We start from the raw sequence: 15,649 nt of genomic DNA, 5'->3' as shown, positions 1-15,649 counted from the left end.
GGAGCAGCTCGGTAGCTCGCTGGGCTCATAACCCAGAGGTCGCAGGTTCAAATCCTGTCCCCGCTACGAGGGTAGAGGGCCATGTTCTGCAAACACCGCAGAACCTGGCCCTCTTCGCATTCCTGCTCCGGGGGCCGAGCCCCCGGAGACCCCACGTTGCGATGGTTGCGCTGACTTTGGTTGGTTGCGCTTACACCGCCTGTGTTGGTTGCGCTTACACCGCCTGGTTTGTTGCAGTGTTTGCTCTCGCTGTGGTTGTGGTCAGTCTTTTCTTAGGATGCAGAACTCGTTTCCCTCTGGGTCGGCGAGAGTTACCCAGCCGGTGCCGTCCGGGTTTCTCAAGTCCTGGACCTCGGTTGCGCCCAGTGACAGCAGGCGGGCCAGCTCCTCGTCTCTGGTGCCCTCTGTTGGGCGCAGGTCGAAGTGGATGCGGTTCTTGACCTGCTTCTTTTCCGGCACCTCGATGAAGAGCACCGTGTGCCCGCCGTTCTTCGAGAAGATCGGGCACTCCTCGTGGCCGGGCAGGTTCGGGTCCTCGGGGTTCTCGCGGTAGTCCAGCACCTTCTCCCACCATTTCGACAAGGTGTAGGCGTCGGTGCAGTCCACGGTCGTATGAGAGATGTAAGAAGTCACACCTCACCCCACCAGGGCGTCGGGTGCTCGGCAACCGGATTGTGGGCCGCGGTCAGTGCAGGGTGGGCCGGTAGATCAGCTCCTGGATGTGGCCGTCGAGGGTCCGGTGTTCGAGCAGCTCCAGGTCGAAGTCGGGTGCGCCGGCGAAGACCGGGTCCTTGCCGTTCTCGCCGGTGATCACCGGGAACACGGTCACCTGCAGCCGGTCGACCAGACCGGCGGCCATCAGCGCCCGGTTCATCGACAGGCTGCCGTGCGAACGCAACGGCACCTCCGACTCCTGCTTGAGCCGGGCCACGACCTCGACCGCGTCCCCGCCGGCCACCGTCGCGTCCGGCCGGTCCAGCGGCTCCCGCACCGTCGTGGACACCACCGTGGCCGGGGTGCTCCACATCCGCGTGACCCACGGGTCCCGCACCTCCGCCCCCTCGGTGCTCGAGGCCAGCATGGATGCGAACATCCGGTAGGTGGTGGCGCCGAAGACCATCCGCTGCTCCGCCTCGTACAGGGACAGGCGGTGTTGCAGCAGCTCGGGGCCCTGCTTGCCCCAGTAGCCGGTCCAGTCGCCGCCCGCGGCGCCGTAGCCGTCCAGGCTGGCGAAGACGTCGAAGGTGTAGGTCGCGGTCATCTCGTACTCCTCACATGCGGTTTGATCCGGCTGCCGAACAGCCGGCCGAATCCGTGGACATCGATCGGCCGTGTGCCGTCGAGGATGGACCACAGCAGGACCTGGTTCGCCTCGAGGACGAGTCGTCCGGTCCGGTCCTCCAGCTCCTGGACGGCGCGACTCGCCCGGAAGCCGTTCCCGCCGATGACGACGGCTTCAGCGCGATGGCTCAGGTGCTGCGCGACCCACTCGACGACCATGGCCGGCTCGATCCGGTCCGGGTCGTCGGGAACGTCCGCCAGCTGTGCGTCGACGACGTCGAACCCCTGGCCTCGGAAGTATTCGGCGCCGAGCCGGTTGAGCGAGGGCCCGAACCACGGCGGGTGAACGAGGCTGATGCGCTCGATCCGGTGCGACCGCAGCGCCGACACCGCGGACAGCGATGTGGCGCGGACCGGCACGTTCCACCGTTCCCCGAGTCGCCGCACGAGAGCGGACTCGGCGTCGTGGCCGATCGCGTAACCCGTGCTCGTCGACGCCAGGGCGAACACATCGACGGAGCCGGGCAGCGTCGACGCCGCCTCGTCGATCACCCTCGGCATGGCCAGCGCCCGCAAGCCGTCCGGAGAGGTCGGCGGCTCCATCTCGGCGGAGGTCCGGATCCTCGACAGCTCGGTGCGGACCCGCCCCGGCGCCATGAGCGCGAACTCGGCGTCCGCGCCGGCTGTGGCGTGGGGTGTCAGCACCCCCACGGTGATCACGTCGTCCATGCCCTCGACACTCGCAGCACGGACCGGCGGCATCAACGGCCGGTCACTGGAGGCAGCGTGTAGCGTCGCTCAACGATGGCCGACGTGGAGTTGCGCGAGCTCCGCCTTTTTCTGGTGCTCGCCGAGGAGTTGCATTTCGGACGGGCCGCCGACCGGCTCGGACTGACGACCTCGCGCGTCAGCCAGACACTGGGCGCCCTCGAGCGGAAGCTGGGCAACGAGCGCCTGTTCAGCCGTACCAGCCGGGTCGTCGGTCTCACGGAGGCCGGACGCACGCTGCGCGACGAGCTCGTCCCGGCGGTGGCCGGCCTCGACCGGGTCGTGCGCAGGGCGCGGTTCCGCGCCGTCGGCCCGGGTGTGGTGCGGGTGGGCCTGCTCAACGCCGCCTCCGGCGTCGACGCCCTGACCCGGGCGATCGAGCGGTTCGAGGCGGCGTACCCCGGCGCCGCCGTGCAGCTGAGCACCACGCCCTTCGCCGACCGCCTCGGGCCGCTGCGTCGTCGCGAGGTCGACCTCGTCGTGACGCGGCTGCCTCTCGACCAGCCGGACGTCGTCGTCGGTCCGGTGCTGAGCGACGCGGACCGGCGGGTCGTGATGGTCGGCCGGTCCCACCCGCTGGCCGGCCGCGCCGACCTGTCCGTGGAGGACCTCGCGGACCATGACGTCCGGCGGCCCTACGGGGTGCCCGCGGAAGTGGCCGAGGCGACCTGCCCGAGCAGGACGCCGTCGGGTCGGCGGATCCGGTTCATCGACGCGCCGGTCGGCGACGTCGCCGAGCTCCTGCTGCTCCTGGCCCGCGGCCGGTTGGTCCACCCGACCGTGGCGCCGTTCGCCCGGCACTTCCAGCACCCCGATGTGGTCACCGTCGGAGTGCGGGACCTGCCGCCCTCGGCCTGCGCGCTGGCATGGCTGAAGGACCGGGACGACCCGGCCCGCGACGCCTTCCTCAAGATCGTGGAGGAGCGCCCGACGCCGGCATGACTCAGCCCGTCAGGACGGGGGTGTGGGCCGGGGCCAGGTTGCGCAGCAGGGACCGGGCTGCCTCGATCACCAGCGGGCGGTCGTGGGTCAGCGCGAAGTCGAATCGGCGGTCGCCGTCCGTGCCGACGTCGCCCAGGTCGTGCGCGACCAGAGCCGCTGCCCGGTGCGGACCGACCACGATCACGTTCCACTCGCCGCGCAGCAGGTCGCCGAAGGCCAGGTCGGCCCCGCGCACGCCCCTGGCCGGGATCGGCGTCAGGCCCTCGCCCAGCGCCGCCACCAGCGGGCTGTGGGCGGCGATGCGGGTGAAGCGCCGGGCCGTCGCCGCCGAGAAGTGGCGGCTGTGCTGGAAGCAGGCCAGCAGGACCGGCGGCTCGGGGCCTTCCAGGGCCAGGGCTTCCAGGTGCCGGCTCAGCGGCATGAGATCTGCCTTCGTGGTACGCCGCACCGGGCGCTTCGAGCTCACCACGGCGAACGGCGTGCGGTCGTCCTGCGGGCCGGCCACCTGGGTCACGAACGGAGAGCCGACGCCCGACGGCGCGGCCGGCGGCAGCGGACCCGGACGCCCGAACCGCCAGCCCTGCCCGACGGTCGCGCCCATGACCCGGGCGGTGGCCAGGTGCCGCTGCGTCTCGATGCCCTCGGCCAGGACCACCGCGCCGGTGCTCTCGGCGTATGCCGCCACCGCGGCGACGACCCTGGCCGTGTGCGGGTCGTCCGGGGCGTGCAGCAGCTGCATGTCCAGCTTCACCACGTCCGGCCGGACGAAGGGCATGAGGGCCAGCGAGGCCGGGTTGGCGCCGACGTCGTCGAGGGCCACACCCCAGCCCACCGCGCGGCAGTGTGCCGTGGCGGACAGCAGGGCGGCGGGATCCTCGGCGATCGCCCGCTCCGTCATCTCGGTGATCACATGCAGCCGCTCGTGCGCCCGCTCGACCACCGCCCGCAGGTCCGGCGGGCACGGCGTACGCCAAGCCTCCGGCTCCATGTTGACGAAGAGCGCCACGCCGGCGTCGAGGCCGGCGTCCAGCGCAGCCCGGTAGGCCGAGGCGCGGCACACCCAGTCGAGCTCCGCGTCCCGCCCGGCGGCCCGTGCCTCGGCGAACAGTGTGGCCGGCGACTCCCATCGGGTGCCGGCCGGTCCCCGGCTCAGGGCCTCGTAGCCCAGCACCCGCCCGGTGCCGATCTCCACCAGGGGCTGAAACACCGAGACCACCGCACGCCGGTCGACGATGTCGTGCACGTTTGTCACGCACTCCCGATCGGCAGGGGCGCGGGCCGGTTGAGTGAAGAACCGGCCTCTCGGTGTGGGGGAACCCGAGAGGCCGGTCGAACTGCGGGGGTCGGGTCAGCAGAAGGTCTTGCCGCTGCCGTTGCCCCAGGAGCAGGAGTCGATGAGGTTGTTGTCGGCGGCGCGCAGGTAGGCCGTGTCGCCGCCGTTGTTCCAGACCCAGCCGGTCCGGTTCCAGTAGATCCACGCGGACGGGTTGTTGATGACGCCGCGCCCGGTCGCCAGGTACACGCTCCGCTTCGCGCCGACCAGGTAGTTGGCCGTGAAGCGGTACGTGTAGCCCTGCCGGTCCCGCACGGTCCACCCCTTCAGGTTGACCGTCTTGGTCGTGAAGTTGGTGATCCGCACGTACTCCTGGTTGAGCTTGCTCGCGGTGTCCACGCCCGGCGGGTTGTACTGGGCCAGCGAGAAGCGCACGTCACCGGCCTTCGGCCCGGCCGGCGTGGTGGGCGTGGTGGGCGTGGTCGGAGTGGTCGGGGTCGTGGGGGTCGTCGGTGTGGTGGGGGTGGTCGGGGTCGTCGGCGTGGTGGGCGTCGTCGGGTCCGGGTCCGTCACCACCGGCGTGCCGGAGCCGCCGACGGTCAGGGTGTAGGTGCTCGAGTAGCCGATCAGCACCCGGTTGGCGTCGTCCGGCCCGACCTCGACCCGGTAGCTCTGCGAACCGCTCTGCCCGGTCACCTCGCCGGAGAACGAGCCGCCCTCCAGGGTGTGACCCGAGGCGACGGTGGTCCAGGTGGTGCCGTTGCGCCGCTGGATCGCGACCGGCAGCCCGCCCTGGCCCGGCTCGGAGAGCACGGCGAAGGTCACGCTGGTGCCCGACGTGCTGATCTCGACGTAGGGGATCGGAACGATGCCGACGTAGATCGTGTTGGAGAACAGGTCGTCGGACCGCACCTTGAAGGCGAAACCGGAGTCCAGCCGGCGGCGCAGGGTGAAGTGGCCGGTCGAGTCCGCGGTGGTCTCGACGATGTCCTCGGGGAAGTACGGCTCGGCCACCTTCATGTCGTCCCGGAAGACGTAGGCGGCCTCCCACAACGTGACGGTCGCGCCCGCGCGGGCGGTGCCGGTCAGCGTGCCCCACGTCCAGCCGGTCACACTGGGGGGTCCGGTCAACGTGGGTGCGGCGACGGCCATCGCCGGGCTGGCGCCCACCACTGCCAGGGCGGCCACCACGGCGGCGGCCCATCTGAAGCGTGCAAGCATGAGTAATCTCCGTAGCTCGGGGGATGTCCGAAGCCTAGGAGTTATTACTCAATGTAGTTATCAGTCGGGCCGACCAGCGTTTTCTGGCTGATCGGCCTACTGAAAGTTACTAAAGTGAAAATACGGAGTGTTACATGGCAAGGCGACGATGAAGCTTGAAGCGGACTGCGGGAAGTGCGCGGCGCTCTGCTGCGTGGCGCCGGCCTTCGCCAAGTCGTCGGACTTCGCGATCGACAAGCCGGCCGGACGGCCCTGCCCCAACCTCCGGGCGGACTTCCGCTGCGGCATCCACGAGCACCTCGACCGCAGCGGCTTCCACGGCTGTGTGGTGTTCGACTGCTTCGGCGCCGGCCAGCACGTCACTCAGGGAACCTTCGGCGGACGCGACTGGCGGTCGAATCCGGAGATCGCCGGGCCGATGTTCGCCGCCCTGCCCGTGATGCGGGCCCTGCACGAGCTGTTGTGGCTCATCGAGGAGGCGCTGAAGCTGGGCGAGGCCGAGCGCGTACACGAGAAGTTGCGACGCCTCAGGGACCGGACCGAACGCATGACCGAGGGCGACCTCATGTCGGTCGACGTGGTGACGCACCGGGAGAAGGTGAACCGGACGCTGTCGCGAGCCAGTGAGCTGGCCCGCGCCGGCACCGCGAAGGCGGACCACCGCGGCGCCGACCTGATCGGGCGGCGGCTGCGCGGACGCGACCTGCGCGGGGCCAATCTGCGCGGCGCCCTGCTGATCGGCGCCGATCTGCGGGAGGCGGATCTGCGGCGGGCCGATTTCACCGGCGCCGATCTCCGCGGGGCGGACCTGCGCGCGGCCGACCTGCGGGGCGCGTTGTTCCTCACTGCTTCACAGTTGCGTTCGGCGTACAGCGACGATTCCCAATAGCATGAGCCCATGCATGTGTCCGGGCTGGTCTGGGCGCTGACGTTGGTCGCGATCGCCGGGCTCGTGCTCTTCGATTTCCTCTTCCACGTCCGGCGCGCACACATTCCGTCGATCAGGGAAGCGGCCGTCTGGTCGTCGATCTACGTCGGCATCGCCATCCTCTTCGGGCTGGGGGTGCTGATCTTCGGCGGGACCGGGCCGGGCGCGGAGTATTTCGCCGGCTGGGTGACCGAGCTGACCCTGTCCGTCGACAACCTCTTCGTGTTCCTGGTGCTGCTCGGCAGCTTCAAGGTGCCGCGCGCCGACCAGCAGAAGGTGCTGGTCTTCGGCATCGTGTTCTCGCTGATCGCCCGCACCGGCTTCATCTTCCTGGGCGCCGCGCTGATCAACTCGTTCGCCTGGGTGTTCTACGCCTTCGGGCTGATCCTGCTGATCACCGCGGGCAACCTGATCAAGGACAAGGGCGGCGAGGAGACCTCGGCCGACAACTTGATCATCCGGATCGCGCGGCGGTTCCTGCGGACCTCGGACGAGTACGACGGCGACAAACTCTTCACCGTGCACGACGGCAAGCGGGTGATGACCCCGATGCTGCTGGTCATGGTGGCCATCGGCGGCACCGATCTGCTGTTCGCGCTCGACTCGATCCCGGCCATCTTCGGCCTCACCCAGAACGTCTACCTGGTCTTCACCGCGACCGCGTTCTCCCTGCTCGGCCTGCGCCAGCTCTACTTCCTGCTGGAGGGCCTGCTGGATCGGCTGATCTACCTGTCCTACGGCCTGGCGGCGATCCTGGCCTTCATCGGCGTGAAGCTGATCCTGCACGCCCTGCACGAGAACAACGTGCCGTTCATCAACGGCGGCGAGCACGTCGACGTGGTGGAGATCGGCACCGGCCTGTCGCTCGGGGTCATCGTCGTGGTCCTGCTGGTCACCGTGTCCGCGTCACTGCTCAGCCCGCGCGGCCGCGCCCAGACGTACGTGAACGCGGCCCGCCGCCACGCCCACGAGTTCCTCAACATCGACCAGGACCCGGCCTACTGCGACGAGGTCTTCCACCGGTTGCTGGACGAGGAGGCGAAGATCAAGGCGCTGCCGGAGAAGCAGCGCAAGTGGATCCGCCAGGAGGACGAGCTGATGGACCTGCTGCGCCGGGCGCACGCGGCCCACCAGGAGCGGATCGAGGCGGGCAGCTGCTTCGTCCCGGTCACCTGACCTCCACGAGCTCCTTCTCCTCGGCCTCGGCGGGCGCCCGCAGCTCGGCACCCTCGATGTCGACCCGCGGAGTGGCCCGGTCGAGCCAGCTCGGGAAGGCCCACGCGATGCGGCCCATCAGCGTGAGCACGGCCGGCACCAACGTCATCCGTACGACGAACGCGTCGATCAGCACGCCGATCGCGAGCCCGAAGCCGATCGTCTTGATGATCGGGTCCTCGACCAGGATGAAGCCGCCGAACACCGCCGACATGATCAGGGCCGCCGCGGTCACCACCCGGGCGCCGTGCCCGACGCCTTCGACGGTCGCCGCCGTCGGTCCGAGCCCGTGTACGAACTCCTCCCGCACCCGCGACACGATGAACACCTCGTAGTCCATGGCCAGGCCGAAGAGCACGCCCATCATGATGATCGGCAGGAAGCAGACCAGCGGCCCGGGGCGATCCACGCCGAACAGGCTTGAGCCCCATCCCCACTGGAACACCGCCACGATGATCCCGAACGTGGCGCCGATCGTGAGCAGGAAGCCGATGGTCGCCTTGAGCGGCACCAGCAGTGATCGGAAGGCCAGCAGGAGCAGCAGGAAGGACAGTCCGATCACCACCCCGAGGTAGACGGGCATGGCGGCGGTCAGCTTCGCCGAGACGTCGATGCCGACCGCGGTGGCGCCGGTGACGCGTACCGTGCTGCCGCCGACGGCGAGCAGGGGCAGGGCGTCGCGCATGGTGCGGACCAGGTCCTTGGTCTCCTCGGTGGTCGGCCCGCTCTTCGGGGTCACCACCAGCACGGCGGTGGTGCCGGTCTTGTTCGCGCCGCCGGGCGACACCATGGCCACGTCGCCGAGCTTCTTGACGGCGGCGACGATGCGCGCGGTCAGGCCGGAGACGACGTCACCGCGCGTACCCTGCACCACCACCAGCAGCGGACCGTTCGCGCCCTCGCCGAACGCGTCGCTGGTCAGGTCGTATGCAGTGCGCTGATGCGAGCCCTCCGGCGCGGTCCCGTTGTCGGGCAGCGCCAGCCGCATGGCGAAGGCCGGAACGGTCAGCACCCCCAGGGCCAGAACCCCGGCGATCAGCAGGGGTACGCGGAACCGAACGACCGCGTGTGCCCACCGGAAGCCGAAGCCCACGGTGGCCCTGGCGTGCGATGCCCGGCGACGGTCCGCGACGGCGAGCACCCTGGTGCCGGCGAAGCCGAGCACGGCGGGCAGCAGGGTCAGCGCGACCAGCACGGCGGTCAGCACCGTGCCGGCCGCGGCCAGCCCCATGGCGGTCAGGAACGGCACCCCGACCAGGCCGAGCCCGGCCAGCGCCACCACCACTGTGGCCCCGGCGAAGAGCACCGCCGAACCGGCCGTCGCGGTGGCCCGGGCGATCGACTCCTCGATCGGCAGCCCGTCGCGCAGCTGGGCCCGATGCCGCGACGTGATGAACAGCGCGTAGTCGATGCCGACCGCGAGGCCGAGCATCAGGGCCAGGATCGGCGCCGTCGACGACACGTCCACGACCGCGGTGACCAGCAGCAGGCCGGACATGCCGACGCCTACCCCGAGCAGGGCGGTGAGCAGAGTCATCCCTGCCGCGACCAGCGAGCCGAAGGTCAGCACCAGCACCGCGGCGGCGATCACCACGCCGATGGCGTCGATCGGGCCCAGCTCCGGCGCGCCGCCCGTGACACCGCCCGGCACCACCCGGAGCCTGCCCGGCCCGCCGGCCGCGGCCAGCGTGTCGAACGCGGCCCGGTCCTCACCGGTCAGGTCGTCCTCACCCTTGGTGTACTGCACGGCCAGGAGACCGACCCGCTGGGTACGGTCGATCCGCTCACTGGTGTACGGGTCGACGACGGCGACGACGTCCGGCAGCTCGGCCGCCCGTGCCGCCACCGCGGCGACCGCCTTCTTCATCGGCGCGGTGGTCAGCGTGGTCCCGGCCGGGGCCTGCAGCACCACCGTCAGCGAAGCGCCACCCGCGCTGGGCAGGTCGGTCTTGAGGTCGTCGAGGGCGGCCTGCGACTCGGTCTCCGGGATCGAGAAGGCATCTACCGTCTTGCCGCCGAGCGCGACCGCGCCGACCGCCAGCAGCACCATGAGAAACGCCCACAGACCGGCGACCCGCCGCCGGCGCCGGTACGCCAGCCGACCCAGCCGGTACAGCAGAGTAGCCATGCGAAACGCTCCTCAATAGGGACATATCGTCCCGATCGAGGCTAGCGACCAGTAAAGCGCGGCGATGGCGCTTTCAGTTGTTCTGGCCACCCCGTGTGGACAGGCCGATCTCGCGGCGAATCCCCACCTTCCACCGCGCCGAGTTGGCGGCCATCCGGGCGGCGGTCCGCCGGATCCGCTCCGCCCGGTCGGCCAGGTTGGTGGTGACCTCGGAGTCGATGTCGGAGTCGACGTCCGAATCGAGGTCGAGGTCGATGTCCACGTCGTCGAGGCGTGGCTCGGCGTGCCCCTGGTGCGAATGCCGGGGCGCCGGGCCGCCCTCCTGGGACACCAGGTCGGCGATCCGGGCGGCCAGATCGGCGGCGCGTGAGGCGACCTCCGGCTCCACCCGCACGGCCTCCTGCTCTGCGCGGACGGCCAGCAGCTGGCGGGCCGCGTCGGCCGCTCGGCCGGGCCGGTAGTTGATCAGGCGCGTGGTCTGGCCGACCTGTTCGGGGATCACCGGGGTCTGGCCCATCGGAGTCTGGCCCATGGGAGGCTGGCTCGTCGGGGCCGGCTCGGCGATCCGCTCGGCGATCGGCTCGGGGACCGCCACCGGCCGGGCCACGAGCAGCGCGCCCAGCAACGACGCGGTCTGGCCCTCGCCGCCCTGATGGTTGCGGAACTCGGGACCCATCAGGATCCGCCCCAGCATCCGCATCTGCACGGAGGTCAGGCCGAGCTTGTCCGCGTTGTCCACCCGGAAGCGGGCGATGGCCTGACGCATGATGTTGGCCATCCGGTCGGCGTCGCCGACCCTGGCCAGGTCGCCGCCGGCCAGCACGAGAGCCGGATAGGTGCCGTCGTCTCCGCCGCAGACCAGCTGGATCTGGGTGGCCGCCGCGCGGCGGTCGTCGCTGCGGGCGCCCGGCTGGACGCGCAGGTGCTGAGGCCACAGCCAGCGCAGCTCGCCCGAGCGCACCTGAGGAGTCCCCTCGACCTCGTGTGAATAGCGCAGTCGCCGGTCGGTGACGAGCACGACGGTGGTCTCCGGAAGTGTCCAGCGCGGCATCGAAGCGGCCTGGTCGAACGCATACTCCGCGACGCCGCAGCGTCCCTGCCACAACACCCGCTCGCCACCCTGCAGCGACCCGAACACGTCGGGCGCGAAGGATGGGGACAGGAAGTGCTGGTCGATCATGCGCGCCCCTCCCGTCGACGCCGCGATGACTCGCGGCCGAGATTCGATTAGATCGGGACCGCATCGATGCCGACAAGTCCGCGAACTACTTAATTGCTCTGTGGCAGATAGTTGACACTTGTAGCTGCCTACGCTCGGACCTTCGGCCGATGTACGACCGCCGGGCCGGCCCTACTTGCGTGCGCTGAACAGATTTAGCGGCGGTGCCGGTGAGGCGACCGCGGACGAGTCGGTGACCGGCGCCACACCCGAGGCGAAGCGGTCCAGATCCGTCTCCACCCGGCCGGGGAACCAGTCGCCGGCCGCCCGCCGGGTCAGACCGGCCACCGGCAGCGGGGTGCGTCCGGCGACCACGACGAGATTGCCGAAGCGCCGGCCGCGCAGCACGCCGGCATCGGCCACCAGGCACGCCTCGGGCAGCGCGGCCCGGATCGTGGCGACCTGGGCGCGGGCGAACTTCAGCGGCGGGCCGTCGGCCACGTTCGCGATCAGCCACCCGCCCGGCGCGAGCACCCGGGCCACCTGCGTGAAGAACTCAGCAGAGGCGAGATGAGCCGGGGTACGCGCGCCGGCGAAGACGTCGAGCAGCACCAGGTCGTATCCGCCCGCCGAGGCACCGGTGACCACCTCACGGGCGTCGGCGACGCGTACCCGGATCTTGGCCTTGCGGTCCCACGGCAGCGCCTCGCGCACCCGTTCGACCAGCTCGCCGTCGATCTCCACCACTCGCTGCGGCGAGCCCGGTCGCGTCGCGGCCACATACCGCGCCAGGGTCAGCGCGCCGCCGCCCAGATGCAGCACCCGCAGCGGATCGCCGGCGGGGGCGGCCAGATCGATCGCGGTCGCCATCCGGCGGATGTACTCGAACTCGAGATGGGTCGGATCGGCCAGGTCGACGTGCGACTGCGGGGTGCCATCGACCAGCAGCGTCCACGCGGAACGCCGATCCCGGTCCGGCACCAGCTCGATCACCCGTCCAGTATCAGGGGTCGGCGTTATGTCGGACGCTTCCCCTACGATCACGTGGTGGATGTGAAGAGCCTTACGCAGACCGAGGCCCAGGCCCGTGCCGCGCTGCTGACCGTGGAGCGGTATGAGATCGCGGTCGACCTGACCGATCTGCCGACCGGGCCGCGGGTGCGCACGGTGTCGACGATCACCTTCGCCTGTGGCGAGCGGGACGATCTGGGGAGCGTCGAGACGTTCGTCGACTGCGCCGCGACCGTGCTGCGCGCGACGCTCAACGGCGCCGAGCTAGGGCCGGCGTCCGAGGGCCGGCTGCCGCTGACCGGGCTGGCCCGGTCCAACACGCTGGTGGTCGAGGCCGAGCAGGCGGAGACCTCCGACGGCCCCGGCCTGCACCGCGCGGTCGATCCGGCCGACGGCGAGGTCTACATGTGGACGTCGTTCGAGCCCGACGAGGCGCGGCACGTGTGGGCCTGCTTCGACCAGCCCGATCTCAAGGCGCCGCATGTCTTCACGGTGACCGCGCCGGCCGGCTGGACGGTGCTGAGCAACTCCGGCGACGCGTCGGTGAGCGCCAGCGGGTCCTCGCAGATCTGGGCGTTCCCGGCCACGCCGCCGCTGTCCACGTACAACGTGGTGGTCAACGCCGGGCCGCTGCACGAGGTCCGGCGCCCGGCCGGCGACCACGACCTGGGCCTGTACGCCCGCCGCTCGCTGGCCGCGGTCGTCGACCGCGACGCCGACAATATCTTCACGGTGACCGAGCAGGGGCTGGCCTTCTACGCCGAGGCGTTCGGCATGCCGTTCCCGCAGCGCCGATACGACCAGGTGTTCATGCCCGAGTTCGGCGGCGCGATGGAGAACTACGGCTGCGTCACCTGGAGCGACCAGTTCCTGCGCCGGTCCGCGCCCACCCCGGCCGAGGACGAGCTGCTGGCCAAGGTGCTGCTGCACGAGATGGCGCACATGTGGTTCGGCAACATCGTGACGATGCGCTGGTGGGACGACCTGTGGCTGAACGAGGCCTTCGCCGAGTTCGCCTGCAACTGGGCGGCCGAGGGCGCGACGATCTACACCGACGCCTGGGCCAGCCACCTCGCCGACGACAAGCTCACCGCGTACATCGCCGATCAGGGTCCCACCTCGCACCCGATCCACCAGCCGATCAACGACGTCGCCGAGGCGGCCTCGATCTTCGACAACATCACCTACCCCAAGGGCGCGTCGGTCCTGCGGCAGCTCATGGTCTACGTCGGCGAGGACAACTTCCGGGCCGGGATGACCGACTACTTCGCCCGCCACGCCTGGGGCAGCACCACGCTGCAGGACCTGATCGACGCCCTGGCCGCCACCTCCGGCCGCGACCTCGACGCGTGGCGGTCCGGCTGGCTCTCCACGGCCGGCGTCGACCGCCTCACCCTCGAGGAGTCTGTGCTGGTCGGCCGGGGGCCGGACGGTCCGCCCCGGCCACAGGTGGTGGCGGTGGGCGCGTATGAGAACAAGGACGGCGCACTGGTCCGCACCGAGCTCCGGCGCGTGGAGGTCTCGTCGGAGCGCACCCCAGTGGATCTGCCGGCGGCCGACTTCTACCTGGTGAACGACGACGATCTGACGTTCGCCACGACCCGGCCGGCGGCGCCCGCGCTCGCGGCGGCGCTGCCCACGCCGATCTCCCGTGGCGTGGCGGTCGCGACGGTGTGGGACGCGCTGCTCGCCGGCGAGCTGTCCGCGGCCGAGGTCGCCGAGTGTCTGACGTCGGTGCTGCGGGTGGAGACGTCCGACGCGGTGATCGAGCCGTACCTGATGCTGGCCTGCGAGGTGGCCGAGGTGTGGGCGCCGCCGGCCGTGCGCGCCGAGCTGATGGCGAGCGTGGCGTCGGTCTGCGACCAGCTGGCCGCATCGCGGAGCCGCCGGCGGGTGGCGCTGCGGTTTCTGGCCCGGGTGACGACAGACGTGGCGGCGCTGCAGGACGCGGCCGGTGACGACGTCGACCTGGGGTGGCGGGCGCTGATCCGCAAGGCCGAGCTGGGCGGCGAGACGGCGGCCGAGTCGCGGGCGCTGCTCGCCCGCGACACCGACCCCGACGCGAAGTTCCGGGCTCTCGCGGTGCGGGCGGCCACGCCGACCGTGGAGGCGAAGGAGGAGGTGTGGCAGGCGCTGACCGTCGACCGGAGCGTCCCGATCGGCTCCTTCGCGGCGGTGACCACGGCCTTCCACCGCCCGGGGCAGGAGGAGCTGCTGGCGCCGTATGGCGAGCGCTATCTGGAGCTGCTGCCCGACCTGCACCGGCCGGGGATGATCCTGGCGATGTTCTTCGCGCGCCGGTTGTTCCCGGTGCACGGGGTGGACGAGGCCTACCTCTCGCGGGCGGCGACGGCTGCGGAGGCGTCGGCGCCGGTGGTCCGCAAGACGGTGGACGAGCGCGCGGACGAGGTCCGCCGCATGATCCGCACGCGCGACCAGGGCTGACGGCACAGCGACCGGGCGGGCCTCGGCCCGCCCGGCCGTGCTTCGTGCCGGGTCAGCTCCGGTCAGCGGGGCCCGTGGCCTCGGCCGCCCCAGCCGCCCAAGCCGCCGCCCGGGCCGCCGCCGGGCAGGACCCCGGCCTCGGCGGCCTTGAGGATCGCGTCGCGCTGTTCGGCGGTCAGCTTGCCGTCCTTGACCGCGGCGTCGAGCCTCGTCCTGAGCTCGGCGATGCGGTCGGCCTTGGCGGCGTTCTGCTGGTCGGTGCGCACCTTCTCCAGCGCGGCGGCGACCTTCGCCTGGTCGATGCCGAGTTCCTTGGCCAGCGCGGCGGCGAGCTCCTGCTGGCGGGCGGCCGGGTCGGGCCGCCCTTGGGTGGTGCCCGGCGCTGCGGGCGCGGACGCCGAGCCGGACGGGTCGGGCTGAGGTGCGGCGGGCGCGGCCGGCGCTGAGCCCGAGGCGGACGGCGCGGGCTCGGCCTGGGCCGGGCCGGCGAGCAGGGCGAAGCCGGCGACACCGGCCGCCGCCAGACCGCCGGCCCCGACGAGTGCGGCGGTGCGTTTCTTGGATTGCACGAGAAGACCTCCGGTAGCTGAGGTGAAGCCCTCACGGTGGGCAGGAAACCTGTCAGGAGCCTGTGCCGACCCCGTCCTCACCCTGGGAATCCAGCGTGGCTGAGCTACCACTGGGGTTGCGGCCGGCTCGGGCGAGCGAAGAGTGGTAGGGGAGCCACCTTTCGGGGGCTCCCAAAGGTGGGTGGGCTACCACTTTCGTCAGCGGGTGATGATCTCCACGAGCATCATGCGCGGGGTTTCGGCTGTGTTCGGGGCCGCGGTGTGCAGGGTTCGCGGATGCATGAGGATCACGTCGCCCGGGGCGCCGGTCAGCTCTCGGATCGACAGCGGCACGTCGTTCACCACCGCCTCGTCACCGGGGCGGCGGTTGCCCCGCCACACGTCGGCGAGCCAGGGATGCGCGGCGGTCAGGGCCGCCTTCACCGCGGCGGGCTTCCAGGTGCCGGTCGTTGCGATGTGACGGTTGACCAGGTGGTGCGAGCCGGACAGCACCACCGTGCCGCCGCCGCCCGCGTCGACCGGGAGCAGGAACGCGAAGACCGTCACGCCCGGCAGCTCGTGGTCCGGCCCGTACGAGTCGACGTGCCACCCGGTGCCGGGAACCAGCCACTCGACGCCGGGCTGCGGAAAGGTCACCAGCGGCAACCCCCACGCCGCCGGCGCGCGCCACCGCCCGAGCAGGTCGTCGAGCGCGCCGAGGACCTCCCGG

At 71.2% G+C, this 15,649-nt stretch carries 13 protein-coding genes and 1 pseudogene; 4 read left to right on the top strand and 10 right to left on the bottom strand.

All coding sequences use genetic code 11. From position 1 onward, the window contains the following. Window positions 1-261: 261 nt before the first annotated feature. Genes AB0M20_RS05220 through AB0M20_RS05210 form a run of 3 tightly spaced genes read right to left on the bottom strand, consistent with a single transcriptional unit; the run spans window position 262 to window position 2,010 of the window. Window positions 262-633 (bottom strand): VOC family protein, encoded by a 372-nt coding sequence (locus AB0M20_RS05220; RefSeq protein ID WP_364294031.1) that lies wholly within the window; start codon window positions 631-633, stop codon window positions 262-264. A gap of 52 nt (window positions 634-685) precedes the next feature. Further along, window positions 686-1,261: a dihydrofolate reductase family protein gene (locus tag AB0M20_RS05215; protein ID WP_364294028.1), complete on the bottom strand. Its 576-nt coding sequence runs from the start codon at window positions 1,259-1,261 to the stop codon at window positions 686-688. Further along, window positions 1,258-2,010, bottom strand: coding sequence for a hypothetical protein (locus AB0M20_RS05210; RefSeq protein ID WP_364294025.1), 753 nt, complete (start codon window positions 2,008-2,010; stop codon window positions 1,258-1,260). Before AB0M20_RS05210 ends, AB0M20_RS05215 begins: the two co-directional genes overlap by 4 nt. 75 nt (window positions 2,011-2,085) lie before the next feature. Between AB0M20_RS05210 and AB0M20_RS05205 the strand changes: the two genes are divergently transcribed. Then, window positions 2,086-2,991: a LysR family transcriptional regulator gene (locus tag AB0M20_RS05205; protein WP_364294022.1), complete on the top strand. Its 906-nt coding sequence runs from the start codon at window positions 2,086-2,088 to the stop codon at window positions 2,989-2,991. 1 nt (window position 2,992) lies between these two features. Here the strand turns inward: AB0M20_RS05205 and AB0M20_RS05200 are convergent, their stop codons facing one another. Further along, window positions 2,993-4,243 carry an EAL domain-containing protein gene (locus AB0M20_RS05200; RefSeq protein ID WP_364294019.1) on the bottom strand — a complete coding sequence of 417 codons (1,251 nt, stop codon included), beginning with the start codon at window positions 4,241-4,243 and terminating at the stop codon, window positions 2,993-2,995. A 96-nt stretch (window positions 4,244-4,339) separates the two neighbouring features. Then, window positions 4,340-5,485: a lamin tail domain-containing protein gene (locus AB0M20_RS05195; protein WP_364294016.1), complete on the bottom strand. Its 1,146-nt coding sequence runs from the start codon at window positions 5,483-5,485 to the stop codon at window positions 4,340-4,342. A gap of 148 nt (window positions 5,486-5,633) precedes the next feature. On the opposite strand from AB0M20_RS05195, the gene AB0M20_RS05190 reads away from it, so the two are divergent. After that, window positions 5,634-6,374, top strand: a complete 741-nt coding sequence (locus tag AB0M20_RS05190; protein WP_364294013.1) for a pentapeptide repeat-containing protein — start codon at window positions 5,634-5,636, stop codon at window positions 6,372-6,374. 9 nt (window positions 6,375-6,383) lie between these two features. Beyond that, window positions 6,384-7,364, top strand: a pseudogene (locus tag AB0M20_RS05185) (TerC/Alx family metal homeostasis membrane protein); the annotation flags it as partial. A gap of 217 nt (window positions 7,365-7,581) precedes the next feature. Here AB0M20_RS05185 and AB0M20_RS05180 read toward each other — a convergent pair. The 3 genes from AB0M20_RS05180 to AB0M20_RS05170 form a co-directional block, all read right to left on the bottom strand. Beyond that, window positions 7,582-9,756 carry an MMPL family transporter gene (locus tag AB0M20_RS05180; RefSeq protein ID WP_364294010.1) on the bottom strand — a complete coding sequence of 725 codons (2,175 nt, stop codon included), beginning with the start codon at window positions 9,754-9,756 and terminating at the stop codon, window positions 7,582-7,584. A 73-nt stretch (window positions 9,757-9,829) separates the two neighbouring features. Further along, entirely contained in the window at window positions 9,830-10,936 is a 1,107-nt protein-coding gene (locus AB0M20_RS05175) for a translation initiation factor 2 (protein ID WP_364294007.1), read from the bottom strand. A 171-nt stretch (window positions 10,937-11,107) separates the two neighbouring features. Beyond that, window positions 11,108-11,959 (bottom strand): fused MFS/spermidine synthase, encoded by an 852-nt coding sequence (locus AB0M20_RS05170; protein ID WP_364294004.1) that lies wholly within the window; start codon window positions 11,957-11,959, stop codon window positions 11,108-11,110. A 3-nt stretch (window positions 11,960-11,962) separates the two neighbouring features. On the opposite strand from AB0M20_RS05170, the gene pepN reads away from it, so the two are divergent. Then, window positions 11,963-14,371, top strand: a complete 2,409-nt coding sequence (gene pepN, locus AB0M20_RS05165; protein ID WP_364294001.1) for an aminopeptidase N — start codon at window positions 11,963-11,965, stop codon at window positions 14,369-14,371. A gap of 62 nt (window positions 14,372-14,433) precedes the next feature. Here the strand turns inward: pepN and AB0M20_RS05160 are convergent, their stop codons facing one another. Together AB0M20_RS05160 and AB0M20_RS05155 are read right to left on the bottom strand one after the other, a co-directional pair. After that, window positions 14,434-14,940 carry a hypothetical protein gene (locus AB0M20_RS05160; RefSeq protein ID WP_364293998.1) on the bottom strand — a complete coding sequence of 169 codons (507 nt, stop codon included), beginning with the start codon at window positions 14,938-14,940 and terminating at the stop codon, window positions 14,434-14,436. A 198-nt stretch (window positions 14,941-15,138) separates the two neighbouring features. Continuing rightward, the coding region (locus AB0M20_RS05155; RefSeq protein ID WP_364293995.1) for a phytanoyl-CoA dioxygenase family protein at window positions 15,139-15,649 on the bottom strand (511 nt) is incomplete at its 5' end.

It is taken from the genome of Actinoplanes sp. NPDC051633 (genome assembly GCF_040681735.1).
In the GTDB taxonomy this organism is placed as follows: domain Bacteria; phylum Actinomycetota; class Actinomycetes; order Mycobacteriales; family Micromonosporaceae; genus Actinoplanes.
This window is presented reverse-complemented; position numbering and strand designations above follow the sequence as displayed.